The 17,488-nt window shown below is 70.3% G+C and carries 16 protein-coding genes; 6 read left to right on the top strand and 10 right to left on the bottom strand.

From position 1 onward, the window contains the following. From ACFW01_RS22805 to metK, 7 genes are all read right to left on the bottom strand, one after another. Positions 1-627: adenosylhomocysteinase (locus ACFW01_RS22805; RefSeq protein ID WP_384506068.1), on the bottom strand; the 627-nt coding region annotated here is incomplete at its 3' end. After that, entirely contained in the window at positions 617-1,474 is an 858-nt protein-coding gene (gene metF, locus ACFW01_RS22800; RefSeq protein WP_234961838.1) for a methylenetetrahydrofolate reductase [NAD(P)H], read from the bottom strand. The genes metF and ACFW01_RS22805, both read right to left, overlap by 11 nt. Next, positions 1,471-4,941: a methionine synthase gene (gene metH, locus ACFW01_RS22795; RefSeq protein WP_384506065.1), complete on the bottom strand. Its 3,471-nt coding sequence runs from the start codon at positions 4,939-4,941 to the stop codon at positions 1,471-1,473. Before metH ends, metF begins: the two co-directional genes overlap by 4 nt. Continuing rightward, entirely contained in the window at positions 4,938-5,921 is a 984-nt protein-coding gene (locus ACFW01_RS22790; protein ID WP_234956678.1) for a carbohydrate kinase family protein, read from the bottom strand. Before ACFW01_RS22790 ends, metH begins: the two co-directional genes overlap by 4 nt. Positions 5,922-5,975: 54 nt before the next feature. Beyond that, a complete protein-coding gene (locus ACFW01_RS22785) occupies positions 5,976-6,191 on the bottom strand; it encodes an acyl-CoA carboxylase subunit epsilon (protein ID WP_234956679.1) in 216 nt (71 codons plus the stop codon). Then, complete coding sequence (locus tag ACFW01_RS22780; protein WP_384506061.1) at positions 6,188-7,855, bottom strand: acyl-CoA carboxylase subunit beta; 1,668 nt, start codon at positions 7,853-7,855, stop codon at positions 6,188-6,190. The genes ACFW01_RS22785 and ACFW01_RS22780 overlap by 4 nt, the downstream gene beginning before the upstream one ends. Positions 7,856-7,900: 45 nt before the next feature. Continuing rightward, positions 7,901-9,124 carry a methionine adenosyltransferase gene (metK, locus tag ACFW01_RS22775; RefSeq protein ID WP_384506058.1) on the bottom strand — a complete coding sequence of 408 codons (1,224 nt, stop codon included), beginning with the start codon at positions 9,122-9,124 and terminating at the stop codon, positions 7,901-7,903. A 286-nt stretch (positions 9,125-9,410) separates the two neighbouring features. Here metK and ACFW01_RS22770 point away from each other — a divergent pair, with 286 nt between their 5' ends. The 4 genes from ACFW01_RS22770 to ACFW01_RS22755 all read left to right on the top strand — a co-directional run bounded on the left by ACFW01_RS22770 (position 9,411) and on the right by ACFW01_RS22755 (position 12,942). Next, a complete protein-coding gene (locus tag ACFW01_RS22770) occupies positions 9,411-9,926 on the top strand; it encodes a GbsR/MarR family transcriptional regulator (protein WP_384506055.1) in 516 nt (171 codons plus the stop codon). After that, the gene (locus ACFW01_RS22765) at positions 9,892-10,806 is read left to right on the top strand and encodes an ABC transporter ATP-binding protein (protein WP_234956683.1); all 915 of its coding nucleotides are present in this window, start codon (positions 9,892-9,894) and stop codon (positions 10,804-10,806) included. Before ACFW01_RS22770 ends, ACFW01_RS22765 begins: the two co-directional genes overlap by 35 nt. Next, positions 10,796-11,572, top strand: a complete 777-nt coding sequence (locus ACFW01_RS22760) for an ABC transporter permease subunit (RefSeq protein WP_234956684.1) — start codon at positions 10,796-10,798, stop codon at positions 11,570-11,572. Before ACFW01_RS22765 ends, ACFW01_RS22760 begins: the two co-directional genes overlap by 11 nt. An 86-nt stretch (positions 11,573-11,658) precedes the next feature. Beyond that, positions 11,659-12,942: an acyltransferase family protein gene (locus ACFW01_RS22755; RefSeq protein WP_384506050.1), complete on the top strand. Its 1,284-nt coding sequence runs from the start codon at positions 11,659-11,661 to the stop codon at positions 12,940-12,942. 51 nt (positions 12,943-12,993) lie between these two features. On the opposite strand, the gene ACFW01_RS22750 is transcribed toward ACFW01_RS22755, so the two are convergent. Then, positions 12,994-13,719, bottom strand: coding sequence for a HAMP domain-containing sensor histidine kinase (locus tag ACFW01_RS22750; protein ID WP_234956686.1), 726 nt, complete (start codon positions 13,717-13,719; stop codon positions 12,994-12,996). Positions 13,720-13,735: 16 nt separating this feature from the next. Next, complete coding sequence (locus tag ACFW01_RS22745; protein ID WP_234956687.1) at positions 13,736-14,617, bottom strand: response regulator transcription factor; 882 nt, start codon at positions 14,615-14,617, stop codon at positions 13,736-13,738. 319 nt (positions 14,618-14,936) lie between these two features. On the opposite strand from ACFW01_RS22745, the gene ACFW01_RS22740 reads away from it, so the two are divergent. Further along, positions 14,937-16,004 (top strand): sensor histidine kinase, encoded by a 1,068-nt coding sequence (locus ACFW01_RS22740; RefSeq protein ID WP_384506045.1) that lies wholly within the window; start codon positions 14,937-14,939, stop codon positions 16,002-16,004. After that, positions 15,988-16,653, top strand: a complete 666-nt coding sequence (locus ACFW01_RS22735; protein WP_234956689.1) for a response regulator transcription factor — start codon at positions 15,988-15,990, stop codon at positions 16,651-16,653. Before ACFW01_RS22740 ends, ACFW01_RS22735 begins: the two co-directional genes overlap by 17 nt. Positions 16,654-16,684: 31 nt before the next feature. Here ACFW01_RS22735 and ACFW01_RS22730 read toward each other — a convergent pair whose 3' ends face one another. After that, on the bottom strand, positions 16,685-17,455 hold the full coding sequence (locus ACFW01_RS22730; protein WP_234956690.1) for an alpha/beta fold hydrolase: 771 nt from the start codon (positions 17,453-17,455) through the stop codon (positions 16,685-16,687). Between the last annotated feature and the right edge of the window lie 33 nt (positions 17,456-17,488).

The following is a 17,488-nucleotide window of genomic DNA, read 5'->3' as shown; positions in this document are numbered from 1 at the left end:
GGCCGGGAACAGCAGGGTGCCGTCGCGGTGCATCTCGTACAGGCGGTGGACGCCGGTCGTGGTCTCCTCGGTCACGCCGCGGATCTCGGACGCCATCGAGGTCCAGTCGAGAGGGCTGCGCTCCAGCAGGGCCCGTAGCACGGCGAGTTCCTCGTTGTCGGCGGCCGGGAGCTCGCCCGTCTTGCGGTACTCGACGCCCTTGTGGACGAGGAGGGTGGCGTCACCACCGTCGTCCAGGATCATGTTGGGGCCGTCGGCCCCGGGCCAGGTCAGGGCCTGCTCGGTGCACCACCAGTATTCCTCCAGGGTCTCGCCCTTCCAGGCGAAGACCGGTATGCCCGCGGCGGCGACGGCGGCGGCCGCGTGGTCCTGGGTGGAGTAGATGTTGCAGGAGACCCAGCGGACCTCGGCGCCGAGGGCGACCAGGGTCTCGATGAGCACGGCGGTCTGCACGGTCATGTGCAGGGACCCGGTGATGCGGGCGCCGGCGAGCGGCTGGGCGGCGGCGTACTCCCTGCGGATGGCCATCAGGCCCGGCATCTCGTGCTCGGCGAGGGTGATCTCCTTGCGGCCGAACGCGGCGAGCGAGAGATCGGCGACCTTGAAGTCCGTGATGTCAGCGGACACTGAGGCTCCTTGACGTCTGAAGGTTGCGATGGATGTCGAGTGCGGCGGTGGACCGGTTGAGCGTGATGTAGTGCAGCCCCGGGGCTCCCTCCGCGAGCAGCCGCTCGGCCATGGCGGTGGCGTGGTCGACACCGATGCGGTGTCCGGCGGTGGGATTGCCACGTGCCTGTTCCAGGCGATGCGCCAGGTCCTCGGGGAAGGCGGCACCGGAGAGTTGGGCGAAGCGGTGTATCTGGCGGGCGTCCGTTGCGGGCATGATCTCCGGGATGATCGGGATGCCGCACCCCGCGGCCGTGACGCGGTCGCGCAGCCGCAGATAGTCCTCCACGTGAAAGAACATCTGGGTGATGGCGTAGTCGGCGCCTGCCCTGCACTTGTCTATGAAGTGCCGGATGTCGGACTCCCAGTCGGACGAGCGCGGGTGCCGCTCCGGAAAGGCCGCCACACCGATGGTGAAGTCCCCCAGCGAGCGGATCAGCTCCACCAGCTCGCGGGCATGCGTGAATCCCTCGGGATGAGCGGTCCACAGGCCGCCCGGATCGCCGGGCGGGTCCCCGCGCAGTGCCAGCACGTCACGGATGCCGGCGTCCGCGTACTGACCGATGATGTGGCGCAGTTCGGCGACCGAGTGGCCGACGGCGGTCAGGTGGGCGACCGGTCTGAGGGTGGTCTCCGCCGCGATGCGCCGGGTGACGGCGACGGTGCGGTCCCGGGATGAACCACCAGCTCCGTACGTGACGGAGACGAAGTCGGGGCGCAGCGGCTCCACCCGGCGGATCGCCTCCCAGAGCACCCGCTCGCCCAGCTCGGTCTTCGGGGGGAAGAACTCGAACGAGAAGGTTGTCATGCCCGCCCTCCCGCGTTGAAGTAGCCGGCCTCGGGGTGGTGCGTGACGATGGCGTCCGTCGACTGCTCGGGGTGGAGCTGGAACTCCTCGGAGAGCTGGACACCGATGCGCTCCGGCTGGAGCAGGTCGGCGATCTTGGCGCGGTCCTCCAGGTCCGGACAGGCCGGGTAGCCGAGCGAGTAGCGGCAGCCTTGGTACTCGGTGCGAAACATGCCGCTGAGCGACTCCGGGTCGTTCTGCTCGATGCCCAGTTCAACGCGCACGCGGGCGTGCCAGTACTCGGCGAGGGCCTCGGCGAGCTGTACGGACAGGCCGTGCAGTTCGAGGTAGTCGCGGTAGGCGTCTGCGGCGAAGAGCTTCGCGGTCTCCTCACCGATGCGGGAGCCGACGGTGACGACCTGGAAGCCGACGACGTCCCTCTCGCCGGACTCCTCCGGGCGGAAGAAGTCGGCCAGGCACAGGTGTCGGCCGCGCAGCTGGCGTGGGAACGTGAACCTGGTGCGCTCGTTGCCCGCCTCGTCGAGGACGATCAGGTCGTCGTTCTTCGAGACGCAGGGGAAGTAGCCGTAGACGACGGCCGCTTCCAGCAGGTTCTCCGTCTGGAGCCGTTCCAGCAGCCCGCGCAGTCGCGGCCGGCCCTCCGTCTCGACCAGTTCCTTGGTCAGACCCCACTGACCCCGGAAGAGTGCGGTTTCGTCCAGCCAGCCGGCATAGTCCCTGAGTTGGATGCCCTTGACGACGCGCGTGCCGCGGAAGGGCGGCTCGGGCACCGGGTTGTCGGTGGCGACATCGGAGCGCGCGGGCCCTCGTTCCGGGCGCTCTTCCAAGGTCACGGTGGCTGCCCGCACCCTGCGCTGCTTGAGATCGGGCAGTTTGGCGCCGGGCACGCCGCGCTTGATGCCGATCAGGGCGTCCATGAGGCGCAGGCCCTCGAAGGCGTCGCGGGCGTAGCGGACCTCGCCGTCGTAGATCTCGTGGAGGTCCTGTTCGACGTAGGCGCGGGTGAGGGCGGCGCCGCCGAGGATGACGGGGTAGTCGGCGGCCAGCTTGCGCTGGTTGAGCTCCTCCAGGTTCTCCTTCATGATCACCGTGGACTTGACCAGGAGCCCGGACATGCCGATGACGTCGGCCTTGTGCTCGTCGGCCGCCTCCAGGATCGCGGAGACCGGCTGCTTGATGCCGAGGTTGACGACGTTGTAGCCGTTGTTGGACAGGATGATGTCGACGAGGTTCTTGCCGATGTCGTGGACGTCACCGCGGACCGTGGCCAGCACGATGGTGCCCTTGCCGTCGTCGTCCGTCTTCTCCATGTGCGGTTCCAGGTGCGCCACCGCGGTCTTCATGACCTCGGCGGACTGCAGCACGAACGGCAGCTGCATCTGGCCGGAGCCGAACAGCTCACCGACCACCTTCATGCCGTCCAGCAGGGTCTCGTTCACGATCTCCAGCGCGGGACGCTCCTGGAGGGCCTCGTCCAGGTCCGCCTCCAGGCCGTTGCGCTCGCCGTCGATGATGCGCCGCTTGAGCCGCTCGTCAAGCGGCAGCGCCGCCAGCTCCTCGGCCTTGGACGCCTTGAGGGACTTGGCGGTGGCGCCCTCGAACAGCGCCATGAGCTTCTGCAGCGGGTCGTAGCCCTCACGACGGCGGTCGTAGATCAGGTCGAGCGCGGTGGTGACCTGCTCCTCGTCGAACCGGGCGATCGGCAGGATCTTCGAGGCGTGCACGATCGCCGAGTCCAGACCCGCCTTGACACACTCGTCCAGGAACACCGAGTTCAGCAGGATGCGGGCGGCCGGGTTGAGGCCGAAGGAGATGTTGGACAGGCCGAGCGTGGTCTGCACGTCCGGGTGCCGCCTCTTCAGCTCCCGGATGCCCTCGATGGTGGCGATGCCATCCTTGCGGGACTCCTCCTGGCCGGTGCAGATGGTGAAGGTCAGGCAGTCGACGAGGATGTCCGACTCGTGGATGCCCCAGTTCCCGGTGAGGTCGTCGATGAGCCGCTCGGCGATCTCGACCTTCTTCTCGGCGGTGCGGGCCTGGCCCTCCTCGTCGATGGTCAGCGCGATCAGCGCGGCGCCGTGCTCCCTCGCCAGCGCCGTGACCCGCGCGAAGCGGGAGTCGGGGCCGTCGCCGTCCTCGTAGTTCACCGAGTTGATCACCGCGCGGCCGCCGAGCTTCTCCAGCCCGGCCTGGACCACCTCGACCTCGGTGGAGTCCAGCACGACCGGCAGGGTCGACGCGGTCGCGAAGCGCCCCGCCAGCTCCTCCATGTCGGCCACTCCGTCGCGGCCGACATAGTCCACGCACAGGTCGAGCATGTGCGCGCCCTCGCGGATCTGGTCCCGGGCCATCTCCACGCAGTCGTCCCAGCGGCCCTCCAGCATCGCCTCACGGAACTTCTTCGAGCCGTTGGCGTTGGTCCGCTCACCGATCGCCAGGTACGACGTGTCCTGCCGGAAGGGGACCGTCTGGTAGAGGGAGGCGGCACCCGGCTCCGGACGCGGATCGCGGGCGGCCGGCGTGGTGTCGCGGACCCGCTCGACGACCTGGCGCAGATGCTCCGGTGTGGTGCCGCAGCAGCCGCCGATCAGGGACAGGCCGTACTCGCGGACGAACGTCTCCTGCGCGTCCGCCAGCTCCGGCGCCGTCAGCGGGTAGTGCGCCCCGTCCTTGCCCAGGACCGGCAGACCGGCGTTGGGCATGCACGACAGCGGGATGCGAGAGTGCCGGGCGAGGTAGCGCAGGTGCTCGCTCATCTCCGCCGGGCCGGTGGCACAGTTCAGGCCGATCATGTCGATGCCCAGCGGCTCCAGCGCCGTGAGCGCGGCGCCGATCTCCGAGCCGAGCAGCATGGTGCCGGTCGTCTCCACGGTCACCGACACGATCACCGGCAGGTCGAGGCCGAGGGCGTCCAGGGCGCGCCGGGCGCCGAGCACGGAGGACTTGGTCTGGAGGAGGTCCTGCGTGGTCTCCACCAGCAGGGCGTCCGCGCCGCCCGCGACCAGGCCCTCCGCGTTGCGCTGGTAGGCGTCGCGCAGCACCGTGTACGGGGCATGGCCCAGGGTGGGGAGCTTCGTGCCGGGGCCCATCGAGCCCAGCACCCAGCGCTGCCGGCCGTCACGGGCCTGGAACGCGTCGGCCACCTCACGGGCCACCCGCGCCCCGGCCTCCGACAGCTCGTGCACACGCTCGGGGATGTCGTACTCGCCCAGCGCGGAATGGTTCGCGCCGAAGGTGTTCGTCTCCACGCAGTCCACGCCGGCGGCGAAGTACTCCTCGTGCACCGAACGCACGATGTCCCGCCGGGTCAGGTTCAGGACCTCGTTGCACCCCTCCAGCTGCTGGAAGTCGTCCATGGAGGGGTTCTGCGCCTGCAGCATGGTGCCCATCGCGCCGTCGGCCACCACCACACGGGTGGCGAGGGCCTCACGGAGGGCGTCGATCCGCTGCTTCTGCCCGCCGCTCATGACGCGCTCACCAACAGGGGCTCGAGATCGCCGGCCGCTGCCCGGCCGTAGACGCGGTCGACGCGGGAGAGGAGGTCGGACGGCACGATTTTGTACTCCTGGGTGCCCACCGTTTCCAGTACCGCGGTGGCGAACACGCAGCCCAGCTGGGCCGCTCGCCGGTACGGCAGTTCGCCCGCGATGCCCGCGAGGAAGCCGGCCCGGAAGGCGTCACCCACCCCGGTCGGATCGGCGACCGCTTCCGACGGCACCGCCGGGACGTCCACCAGGGCGGCGTGGCCGGAGAGCAGAGTGACCCCGTCCGCTCCTCGGGTGAGGATCCAGGTGCCCACCCGCCGCAGTACCTCGGCCTCGCTCCAGCCGGTGCGCTCCTGGAGCAGGGCGGCCTCGTACTCGTTGGTGAACAGCCAGCGTGCCCCGTCGACCAGGCGTCTGGTCTGCTCGGTGTCGAGGCGGGCGAGCTGCTGCGAGGGGTCGGCGGCCACGTCGAGGTCGAGGTCGTGGGCGGTGCTCGTGTGTCTGAGCATGGCCCGGGGATCATCGGCGCCGACCAGGACGAGGTCCAGGCCGCCGACCGCGCGGCGGACCGTGCCGAGGTCGATGCGGCGGGCCTCGGTCATGGCGCCCGCGTAGAAGGTGGCGATCTGGTTCTGGTCGGCGTCGGTCGTGCACACGAAGCGCGCCGTGTGCAGCGTTTCGCTGATCCGCACGGCCGACGTGTCCACGCCGGCCGCCCGCAGACTGTCGCCGTACTCGGCGAAATCGGCACCCGCCGCGCCGACCAGTACGGGGCGCAGCCCGAGCCGGCCGAGGCCGAAGGCGATGTTGGCGCCCACTCCGCCGCGCCGGATGTCGAGCCGGTCGGCGAGGAAGGACAAGGACACACGGTCGAGCTGCCCTGAGATGAGCTGGTCGGTGAAGCGGCCCGGGAAGACCATGAGATGGTCGGTCGCGATCGAGCCGGTCACGGCGATACGCACGGCGTTTCTCCCTGAGAGGTCGGATGCCCGAGGTCGGGCCGGCGTGGGGGCGGATCAGTTCGGGGGCTGCCACGTCGGACGTGGCACCGAGAGCCAGGCGCCCGCGGCGCGGTGCGGCCCCTGGCGCAGCGCCCATCCGGCTCCCGGCCGCTGGAGCGCGGTGCGCAGCGCACCTTCGTCCCGGGCCGCCAGGGAGAGCAGGACCGCGGTCAGGGCGGCGAGTTCCTCCGGCCCGGGGTTGCCGTGCAGGACTCGGATGGCGGCGCTCATTGCGGCTGGTTTCCGTGTTTGCGGCTCGGGAGCGGAGCGTGCTTGGCCCTGAGGGCCGTGAGCGCGTCGACCAGCCGGGCGCGGGTGTCCGCAGGGTCGATGACGTCGTCGACCAGGCCGCGCTCCGCCGCGTAGTACGGGTGCATCAGCTCCCGCCGGTACTCGGCGATCCGTTCGGCGCGGGTCCGGGCCGGGTCGTCGGACGCGGCGATCTCACGGCGGAACACCACGCCGGCCGCGCCTTCGGCGCCCATGACGGCGATCTCGTTGGCCGGCCAGGCCAGGGCGAGGTCGGCGCCGATGGAGCGTGAGTCCATCACGATGTAGGCGCCACCGTACGCCTTGCGGAGGACGACGGAGACCCGGGGCACGGTGGCGTTGCAGTATGCGTACAGGAGCTTGGCCCCGTGCCGGATGACACCGTCGTGTTCCTGGCCGACGCCCGGCAGGAACCCCGGTACGTCCACGAGGGTCACCAGCGGAATGTTGAAGGCATCGCACATCTGGACGAACCGTGCGGCCTTCTCGGACGAGTGGATGTCGAGCACTCCGGCCAGGCTGGAGGGCTGGTTGGCGACGACACCGACCACGGCACCGCCGAGCCGGGCCAGGGCGCAGACCACGTTCGTGGCCCAGCGCTCGTGGACCTCGACGTACTCGCCGTGGTCGGCTATCTCCTCGACCACTCGGCGCATGTCGTACGACTGGTTCGGGTCGGCCGGTACGAGGTCGAGCAGTGCTTCGCACCGACGGTCCGCGGGGTCGTCCGTCGATGCCGGCGGTGCGAGCTCCCGGTTGTTCGACGGCAGGAGGGACAGCAGGTAGCGCACCTCGGCGAGACAGCTCTCCTCGTCGTCGTGGAGGAACGAGGCCACACCGGAGGTGGCGGCGTGCACCTCGGCGCCTCCCAGCCCGTCGTGGGTGATCTGCTCGCCTGTCACGGCCTGCACCACGTCCGGTCCGGTGATGAACATCTGGGAGGTGCCCCGGACCATGAAGACGAAGTCGGTCAGGGCGGGCGAGTAGGCGGCGCCCCCCGCGCACGGCCCCAGGATGACGCTGATCTGGGGAATCACCCCGGAGTTGCGGACATTGCGCTGGAATATGCCACCGTACCCGGCGAGGGCGGTGACGCCTTCCTGGATCCGCGCGCCGGCCCCGTCGCACAGCCCCACCAGCGGTGCGCCCGCGGCCTCGGCCAGGTCCATGACCTTGTGGATCTTCTGAGCGTGTGCCTCGCCAAGTGCGCCGCCGAACACACGGAAGTCGTGGGCGTACGCGAACACCCTGCGCCCGTCCACCAGGCCCCAGCCGGTGATCACGCCGTCGGTGTGCGGACGCCTCGCCTCCAGACCGAAGCCGCTCGCCCGGTGCCGACGCCATGGCTCGATCTCCGTGAACGTCGCCTTGTCGAAGAGGAGTTGCAGACGCTCGTGCGCCGTGAGCTTGCCCTTGGCGTGCTGCGCCGCTGTCGCCTCGGGGGCCGGTCCGTGACGGATCCGTTCCCGCAGCCCGGCCAGTTCCGCGGTGCGCTCCCGCAGCGTGGGTACGCGGGCCGGCCCCGGGGCGGGCGCGGAGCGCTGACCCGGTACGGCGGAGGGGACCGGTACGGGGGTGAAGGCGTGCAGGGGATGCGCCGAGTTCCTCTCCTCGACGATACTCATGGGCTGTCCTTTCGGCGGTGGGGTGGACGTGCGGGGAGGTACGTCCTACAGCCCGGCCGCGGTGCGCAGCGCCCCCACGCGGTCGGTCCTCTCCCAGGTGAAGTCGGGCAGCTCACGGCCGAAGTGGCCGTAGGCGGCGGTCTGGGCGTAGATCGGGCGGAGCAGGTCGAGGTCGCGGACGATCGCGGCGGGACGCAGATCGAAGACCTCGGTGATGGCACGCTCGATCAGGTGCTGGGCGACGGTCGCGGTGCCGAAGGTCTCGACGAACAGACCGACGGGCTCGGCCTTGCCGATGGCGTAGGCGACCTGTACCTCGCAGCGACGGGCGAGCCCGGCGGCGACGACGTTCTTGGCGACCCAGCGCATGGCGTAGGCCGCGGAGCGGTCCACCTTGGAAGGGTCCTTGCCGGAGAAGGCGCCGCCGCCGTGCCGGGCCATGCCGCCGTAGGTGTCGATGATGATCTTCCGGCCGGTCAGGCCCGCGTCTCCCATGGGTCCGCCGATCTCGAAGCGGCCGGTCGGATTGACCAGGAGCCGGTAGCCGTCCGTCTCCAGGTTGACGCCGTTCTCGGCGAGTTCCTTGAGTGTGTACTCGACGACCTGCTCGTGGACGTCCGGTGTCAGCAGGGAGCCGAGGTCGATGTCGCTCGCGTGCTGCGAGGAGACGACGACCGTGTCGAGGCGGACGGGTCTGGTGCCCTGGTACTCGATGGTGACCTGCGTCTTGCCGTCGGGACGCAGATAGGGCACGTCGCCGCTCTTGCGGACCTCGGTCAGACGGCGGGACAGCCGGTGGGCGAGGCTGATGGGCAGGGGCATCAACTCGGGAGTCTCGTCGGTGGCGTAGCCGAACATCAGGCCCTGGTCGCCCGCGCCCTGCCGGCTCAGCTCGTCTTCCCGGGCCTGCGGGCCGGATTCCGCGACGCGTGCCTCGTACGCCGTGTCGACGCCCTGCGCGATGTCGGGCGACTGGGCGCCGATCGAGATCGAGACACCGCAGGAGGCGCCGTCGAAACCCTTGGCGGAGGAGTCGTAGCCGATGTCGAGCACCGCGTCCCGCACCAGGGTCGGGATGTCGGCGTACGCGCTCGTCGTGACCTCCCCGGCCACGTGCACCTGGCCCGTGGTGATCAGGGTTTCCACCGCGACGCGCGCCGTGGGGTCCTGTGCCAGGAGTGCGTCGAGGACGGTGTCGCTGATCCGGTCGGCGATCTTGTCCGGATGGCCCTCGGTCACGGACTCCGAGGTGAAGAGCCGAGAAGACATGCGGTTCTCCCGTTCGGGGCGGAGGTTGGTTCCCGTCGCACCGATGGTCGAGAGGCTCACGGAAGCGGGGCAACGGACGGCGGGCCCGGTGGCCCGAAAGGGGTACGGCGCCCCCACCACCTTCGGCGTAGCGGCTGGTCAGCGCGGTCCGGCCGGGGAATCGAGGGCCTAGCTTCGACAGCGCACACGACCCTGTGGAAGGTTTCGTAAACGCAGCATGGGCAGGACGACTAGAACGTGCTGTGTGTTCAGTGTATTCTGAACAAGCCAAAGGAGGTGAAGGTCGATGTCGGTAAGCGCGGTCACTTCGGAGGAGCTGGAGTTCGTCGAGGCGGTCGCTCTGCAACTGGAGCAGCAGGGGCTGATCCGCATGTCCGGCCGGGCCATCGGCTGGCTGCTCATCTGCGATCCGGCCGAGCAGACGCTCGGACAGATCGCCGCGGCACTCTCCGTCAGCGTCGGTTCGATCAGTACGGCGCTGCGGCATCTGGTGCCCAGCGAGCTGGTCGAGCGCTTCCGCAGACCGGGTGAGCGGGGCGACCGGTATCGCATCAACCCTCACGCCTGGATCGAGCACGCCAAGACCCAGGCCTCGCGATACGGCGAGTTCAAGCGGGTCACCGCGCGCGGGCTGGAACTGCTGGCGGACCAACCGCCGGTACGCAGTCGGCGCCTGCAGGAGATGTACGACTTCTACGAGTGGCTGGAACGCGAGATGCCCCTCGTCTGGAGTCGCTGGGAGCAAGAGAAGAAGGAGCGGATGCAGCATGACCCCTGTGGCGCTGGCCGAGGGACTCAGTAAGTCCTACGGGAAGCACAAAGCCCTGGACGGGCTGTCACTGAGCATCAACCAGGGGGAAGTGTTCGGTTATCTCGGCCCCAACGGTGCGGGCAAGACCACGACCATCCGGCTGCTGCTCGATCTCATCCGACCCACCTCGGGCCGGATCGAACTCTTCGGCATGAACCCTCGAGAGGGCGGCGGCGAGCTGCGCCGGCGCGTCGGATACCTGCCGGGCGAACTCCCGCTCGCGGGACGCGGCAGCGGCCTGGAACTCCTGGAGTTCCTGGCCAAGGTCCGCGGCGGAGTGAACAAGGCCACGATCCTGTCGCTCGCCGAGCGACTGAACGTGGACCTCAAGCGTCCGGTGCACAACCTTTCCAAGGGCAACAAGCAGAAGGTCGGCATCATCCAGGCCTTCATGCACAACCCCGAGCTGCTGATCCTCGACGAGCCGACGACCGGTCTGGATCCGTTGGTGCAGCAGGAGTTCCTGGCCATGGTCCGCGAGGCGAAGCAGAACGGGCAGACCGTCCTGATGTCCTCGCACATCCTGTCCGAGGTCCAGCACGTCGGCGACCGGGTGGCCATCATCCGCGGCGGAAAGCTCATCTCCGTCTCGGACGTCGACACCCTGCTCGAACAGGCCCAGCGCCGGGTGGAGATCCGCTTCGCCGACCCCGTGGACCCGCGTCGCTTCTCCGTCCTGCCCGGTGTGCGCGACGTCGACGTCCGGGCCAACACGCTCAGTTGCACGCTCGACGGCGCGGCCGACGCGCTCGTCAAGACGGCTGCCCAGCACACCGTGGTCAGCCTGGTGTGCGAGGAGCCCGATCTGGAAGAGATCTTCCTGCACGCCTACGCGCAGGAGCCCGAGGAGGAGATGCACGGTGTCCGCTGAACCACTCGCCGTCTTCGGAAAGGCACTGCGCGACCAGCGCCGCGGCCTGGCCTTCTGGGCGGCCGGACTGGCTCTGGTCACCCTGATGTACACCTCGAGCTTCGACCCCGACAAGGTCACCGAGGACCCCAGCGGCTTCCAGAAGGCCTTGTCCTTCGACGACCTGGCGACCGGGCCAGGCTTCCTGCGAGCCACCATCCTCGGCATGATCGTGCCGCTGCTGCTCCTGGTGTACGTCACGATCACCGGCTCGAAGTCGGTCGCCGGGGAGGAGGAGACGGGGCTGCTCGACCTCTACCTCGCCCAGCCGGTCGAGCGCGGGCGGCTGCTGGTGCAGCGGTTCGCCGCGACCTGCGTCGCGGTCGCCGGCTTCTCGCTGATCGTCCTGCTCGAACTCGCGGTGCTCAACTCCGCGCTGGACATGCAGGTCGAGTTCGGCAACCTGCTCGTCACCGTCGTCGGACTGGCCTTCCTGGTGATCACGTTCGCGGCCGTGGCGTTCGCCACCGGCGCGATCACGGGCCGCCGTACCCTCACCCTCGGGGTGACGGCGGGCTACGGCGCCTTCGCCTTCGTCGTGAACGCCCTGGCCGGCCAGTCGGAGGCGCTCGAGCCGCTGAAGTACCTGTCGGCCTTCCACTACTACCTGGGCGGCAGCCCGCTCCGCGAGGGCTTCGACCCGGGGATGCTGGTTCTCCTGGTGGCTCCCGCGGTGCTCTTCGGCGCCGGCCTCGCCCGGTTCAGGAGCCGCGACCTGAACGTCTGAGCCGCGCGTCCACATCGCTCGACGGCCCTACGACCCTCCGCCGCGCCCCTGCCGGGCGCGGCGGAGTCACGAGGAGGGGACGATCCTTGACGTACGGTTCAGCGAAGAACGCACCGCGGGGCGGCGCCACGCCGAGGGCCTACCTGCCTGCCATGGACGGTCTGCGCGGCCTGGCCGCGGTGATGGTGGTCACCATCCACCTCGCCGGATGGACCGGGGTGGCCTTCGACCCGCAGGGCAAGGGACTGCTCGCCACCCTGGTCAACCGCTTCGGGGTGTCCGTGTACATCTTCTTCGTCATCTCGGGCTACCTGCTCTTCCGGCCCTTCGCGGCCGCGGCGCTGGAGGGGCGCGAAGCCCCCGGCCTGAAGGCCTACTACTGGCACCGGTTCCTGCGCATCTATCCGGCGTTCTGGGCGCTCCTCCTGCTCTCGGTACTCTTCTTCCACCGGAGCCTGACCGAGGAGCCGGCGCGCCTGCTGCGTGTCCTCGCCCTCCAGCACACGTTCGTGGCGGGCGATTTCCCGCACACGCCCGAGTGGCCGTGGAGCACGTTCTCCCAGACCTGGAGCCTGTCCACGGAGATCAGCTTCTACCTGGTGCTGCCGCTGCTGGCCGCGTTGTTCCGCGGGCTGCTCGGGGGTGGCCGGGGCCTCGGCCCTGCGCTGGCCGGCTGCGCCCTGCTGGAAGCGGTGAACGTGGCGTGGTGGATCGGCATCTGGTCGAGCGCGGACACCGCGGTCGATCCGACCCGGTGGTGGTGGCTGCCCGGATACATCGGCTTCTTCGCCGCGGGAATGGCTCTGGCGACGGTGTCCGTGTACGTGAGGCGACAGGCCGACGGGCCCCCGGCCCTCGTGCGGTTCGTCGTCCGCCGCCCCTGGCTGTGCTGGGCCGCGGCGCTCGCGGCGTACGTGGTGATCTCCACACCGCTGGCCGGCGGTCACATGGAGCCCCCGAGCCCGCGCACCGCCCTGGTCGAGCACTTCGGCTACCTGGTGGTCTCCGTGGGCCTCGCGCTTCCTCTGGCGCTCGCACCCGGGAGCGGCCCGGAGCGGCTGCTGTCGACCCGGGGCATGACCTGGCTGGGCCGGATCTCGTACGGAATCTTCCTGTGGCACATGTTCGTCATGGCGGCCGCGCTGCGCCTCGGCGGATGGGACTGGGGCGAACCGGGGATGAAGGGCTTCCTGCTCCTGCTCCCGGTCACGGCCGCGGGGACGGTGCTCCTCGGGTGGTTGAGCTACGTGCTCGTCGAACGGCCCTTGCGACGTCGGTTCCGCCGCCGAGTCCGCCCCTCGGACTCCGCAGGGCACGTGACGGCCGAGCGGGCGAGCGACGATCGCCGCGCGCGGAACGCCGGCATGTGATCACCGCTTCCCGCTGCCGCCTGCCGCGGCGCGGGACGGACGCCGTCGACGTCACTCCGCTCGCGGCAGGACGGCGACAGCCCGCAGACCGCCCGTGGGCGCGCGGCCCAGTTCCAGGCGGCCGCCCGAGGCCCGGAGGAGCGCCCCGGCGATGGTCAGGCCCAGTCCGGTGCCCTGCCTGCCGCGTCCCGCACTGCCCCGCCAGAACGGTTCGCAGGCATGGGAGATCTCCTCCTCCGTCATGCCCGGACCCTGGTCACGGACTTCGACCCGTACCTCGGCGGAGGACTCCTGGACGGTGACGGTGACACAGCCGCCGTCCGGGGTGACGTGGAGGGCGTTGTCCACGAACACGTCGAGGCACTGCTCCAGGGAGCCCCGGACCTGGCTGCCGGTGACCGCGATGCCGTCCAGGCCCAGCCGCACACCGCGGACGGATGCGAGGACCTCCCAGGCGTCCACGCGAGCCGCGGCGACGCCGAGGGCGTCCACCGTCTCCATGGGAACGTCGCTCTCCTGCTCGACGGTGCCCCATGCCAGGACCTGCTCCAGCACCTGCGAGAGACGGCCCACCTCCCGCAACACGCCGCGGACTTCGCGTCGGGCGTCCGCGCCCGGTGCCGCGGCGAGCCGGTCCAGCAGGAGCTCCAGGCGCAGACGCACGGACGACAGAGGGCCACGCACCTGGTGGGCGGCGACCGCGGCCACCGTGGTGGAGCCCTCTCGGGGCAGGGGCGGTGCCGGAACCGGCGCGGGAGCGGGCAGGATGGTCGTCATCGTCGTAGATCCCGTCTCAGACGTGGGCGGCCGTCGGTACCGCGAGTCGGTAGCCGACCCCCCGAACGGTCTCGATCCAGTGTGTGTTGCCGAGCTTGGTGCGCAGCGATCCCACATGGACGTCGAGGGTGCGGGTGGATCCGAACCAGTTCTCGTCCCACACCCGGGACATGATCTGCTGGCGTTCCACCACGGTTCCGGGCTCCTCCAGGAGCATCGTCAGGAGGTCGAACTCCTTGCGCGTGACGCGCATCTCCTCCCCGTGCACGAAGACCTTGCGGGTCCGTGGATCCAGCTGGACGGGGCCGGCCCGCAGCGGTGCCTTCTCGGGCCGGGGCGGTTCTCCGCCCGGTTCTCCGGAACCCGTTTGCGACCGCATGGCGGCGACGGGTGCGGGGAGGGGAGGGGGCACCGGCCCCGGCTCCGCCGGTGGGGCGGCGACCGTGGCCGGAGCGGTGTTCCGCGCGGGAACCGGGGAGGGAGGCACCGGCTGGTGCGGTGGCGCGCCCTCGGCGGCCGGGCGCCCCGCCCCGTGCAGAGCGCAGCCTCCCGCCCGGCGCAGGAGAGACCGGATCCGCGCCACCAGCTCGTGCCTGCCGAAGGGTTTGGGGACGAAATCGTCCGCGCCCATGTGGAGTGCCATGACCCGGTCCAGCTCCTCGGTCCGGCCACTCAGCGCGATGACCGGAACGCAGGACACCTCGCGGATCCGGCGGCAGACCTCGTGGCCGTCGAGGTCCGGAAGCCCCAGGTCGAGCAGGACGAGGCCGACGTGCGCGAGGTGGTCCAGGGCCTCGGCCCCGGTGGCGACACGACGGGTGCGGAAACCGTGGGCGCCCAGGGTCTCCTGGAGCGCCTCGGCCACTCCGTCGTCGTCCTCGACGATCAGCACGTTCATGGATCTGATGCCTCCCCGCAGGCAGAGCCCTGTCACGATCTCGAAGAACGGTGGAACGGTCCTTGATTGCTGCGAGTCAATCAATACTGGTCGACCGGTATCAACAGCGCGCAATGGCTTGGCTCCCAGTGAGGTACCCCCCGATGTGTCTTTAGGGGCACGGGACGCGGCCATCGGACGGCGGAAGGGGATCTTGACGCGTTCTTGACGCGCCTCGTTCAAGTGAGCGATGTAGTCTCCAGTACCGGACGCAGGTGCAAAGCGGAGGGGACGTTCGCCTGCTCAGCGGGGGTGTTTCGACGTGGAAGCTCGACGGGGCATGCGCAGCACCGCCGCTGCCGTGCTGGAGCGCCGTATGGACGAGATCCTGGCGGCGTACGAGGCGGCGCTGCACAGCACCGACTCCTCCCTGCTCAGGGAAGAGCGGAACGCGGAGCCCTACGTCGCGGAGGCACGGCGCGTCCTGGCCCATGTCATCTCCGAACTGCACCGCGGAACGTATCTGCCGCACGGCACGGACTACCTGGGCGACGCCCTGGGGCCCGGCGGTCCCCGCACCCATCCCGTCGAGTCCGGACGCGCCGCGACGGCACTGTTCGACGCGGTGGTCGTCGTGCTGACGGACGAGTCCGAGACGAGCCGGCCCGCCGCGGCCGAGACGGCCGTCCTCTTCTCCCTGCTGCACCGGCAGATCGTCGCCAGGCACACCGCCCGGTCCGTGGCGCACATCGGCTACCTGCTGGAGCGGATCCGCAGCGCGCACAACGACGAACGCCGGCGCATCGCCCGGGAGCTGCACGACGAGGTGGCCGGCCAGTTGGGCACCGCCCTCAACTGGTTCGAGCTGCACGAGGTGTACGAGCCCGACCAGCCAGAACTCGCCCGGCAGAAGCTCGACGCCGCCCGAGCCACGGTGCGGGACTCCCTCGGCAGCCTGCGCGAAGTGATGACGGGCCTGCGCCATCGGATCGACACCGCCTCGCTGCACACCGCCCTCACCCAGGACCTCGACGGCACGGGCGACGAAGGCGCCCAAGTGCGGGTCTCCGTGACGGGTGACGAATCGTGGCTGCCGCCCGGAGCGGCGGAAGAGCTCTTCCTGATCGTCCGGGAGGCACAGCGCAACGCCGTGCGCCACGCCCGCGCCACGCTGATCACGGTCGAGGTACACGTGGCACCCGGAGAAGTGCGCGCGGCCGTCGAGGACGACGGCATCGGGTTCGACCCGGTGGCCACCGTCCCGCGCGGTCACAGCGGCATGCTCTCCATGCGAGAGCGGGCCGAACTGCTCGGCGGCAGCGTGACGGTGGAGTCGCAGCCCGGCTGCGGCGCACGCATCTTGGTCTTCTTACCGCTGGAGGGGGAGAACAGTGGCGAGCCCGCGTAGACCGATCAGGATCCTGATAGCCGACGATCACACGCTGTTCCGGGAAGGCGTCACGGAGATCCTCACCGCCGCCGGAGGCGTCGAGGTCGTCGGAGAGGCCCACAGCGGCAAGGACGCCTGCGAGAAGGCGGCCGCGCTGCGCCCGGACGTCATCGTCCTCGACGTCGAGATGCCCGGCCAGGGAATCCGGGAGACGCTTCCGCAGCTGCGGCGGGTCTCGCCTCGTTCCCGTGTCGTCGTGCTGACCATGCACGACGACGTGGTGCTGGCCCGGGAACTGCTCGCCCTGGGCGCCAGCGCCTATCTCGTCAAAGGGTCGACGCGGCACGAACTGATCTCGGCCATCCACAGCGTCGTCGTGGACCGCGGAGCGGGCCACGTCATCCTTTCCGTCTCCCAACAGGGCCTCGACCGGGTCGGGCAGGCACCGGGCGACCTCCTCTCGGAACGCGAGCGCGAAGTGCTCGCCCTCACCGCCGAGGCGCTCAGCAACTCCCAGATCGCCCGGCGGCTGAACATCGCCGAAGGGACCGTCAAGCGCCACCTGCGCAACGTCTTCCGCAAACTCGGCGCGGTGTCCCGGCTGGACGCGGTGAACAAGGCGGTGGCCGCCTCGCTCATTCCGGCGCCACAGCCGAGGGAGGACTGAGCACCCGCGCCGGGCCGGCTCCGGTGCCGGATCAGGGGATCGTCGCGGCGTAGAGGTCCCCGGTGACGTCCGCGACGAGTTCGGCACGGCTGGGGTTCAGGAAGAAGTGACCGCCCGGGAAGGTCCGCAGGCGGAACGCCGACGCGGTGTGCTGCTTCCAGCCGTCCAGCTCGCCGGAGTCGAACTCCGGGTCGTCCTGGCCTCCGTAGGCCGTGACGGGGCAGGGCAGCGGCGGTGCGGGGGTGTGGACGTACGTCTCCAGCAGCGTGACGTCCGCGCGGAGCACCGGCAGGTAGAGCGCGCGCATTTGGGGATCGTCGCGGATGGCCGGCGGGATGGCGTTGAAGCGCCGGTCCAGTGCCTCCAGGAGCAGGTCGTCGGGCAGCCGGTGGACCACGGCGTGCCGGAGCGGGAGGTGGGGAGCCGAGCGGGCGGAGACCGCCAGGTGGACGGGTCCCCTGCCGTGGGAGCGGCGCAGTTCGCGGGCGAGTTCGTAGGCGATCAGCGCGCCGAGGCTGTGGCCGAAGAGGGCGTACGGGCCGTCCAGGGCCGGGCCGAGGACGGCCGCCGCCTCCTTGACGAGGACCGACACGTCGGTGTGCGGATCCTCGCGGAAGCGGGCCTCGCGTCCGGGCAGCCGGAGGAACCAGGGTTCGACGGTGTCCGGCAGCAGGTCGCTCCACCCCTGGAAGGCGGCGGTGCCCCCGCCGGCGTACGGCACGCAGAGGAGCCGGAGAAGGGGGGCCGTGCGTGGAGCGGGGCGCAGGACCCAGCGGTCGAGGTCGGACAGGGCCGTGGTCATGGTGGCACTCCAGGGGAGGAGGACGGTGCCGGC

The sequence above is a fragment of the Streptomyces sp. NPDC058985 genome, assembly GCF_042740985.1.
Classification (GTDB): domain Bacteria; phylum Actinomycetota; class Actinomycetes; order Streptomycetales; family Streptomycetaceae; genus Streptomyces.
This window is presented reverse-complemented; position numbering and strand designations above follow the sequence as displayed.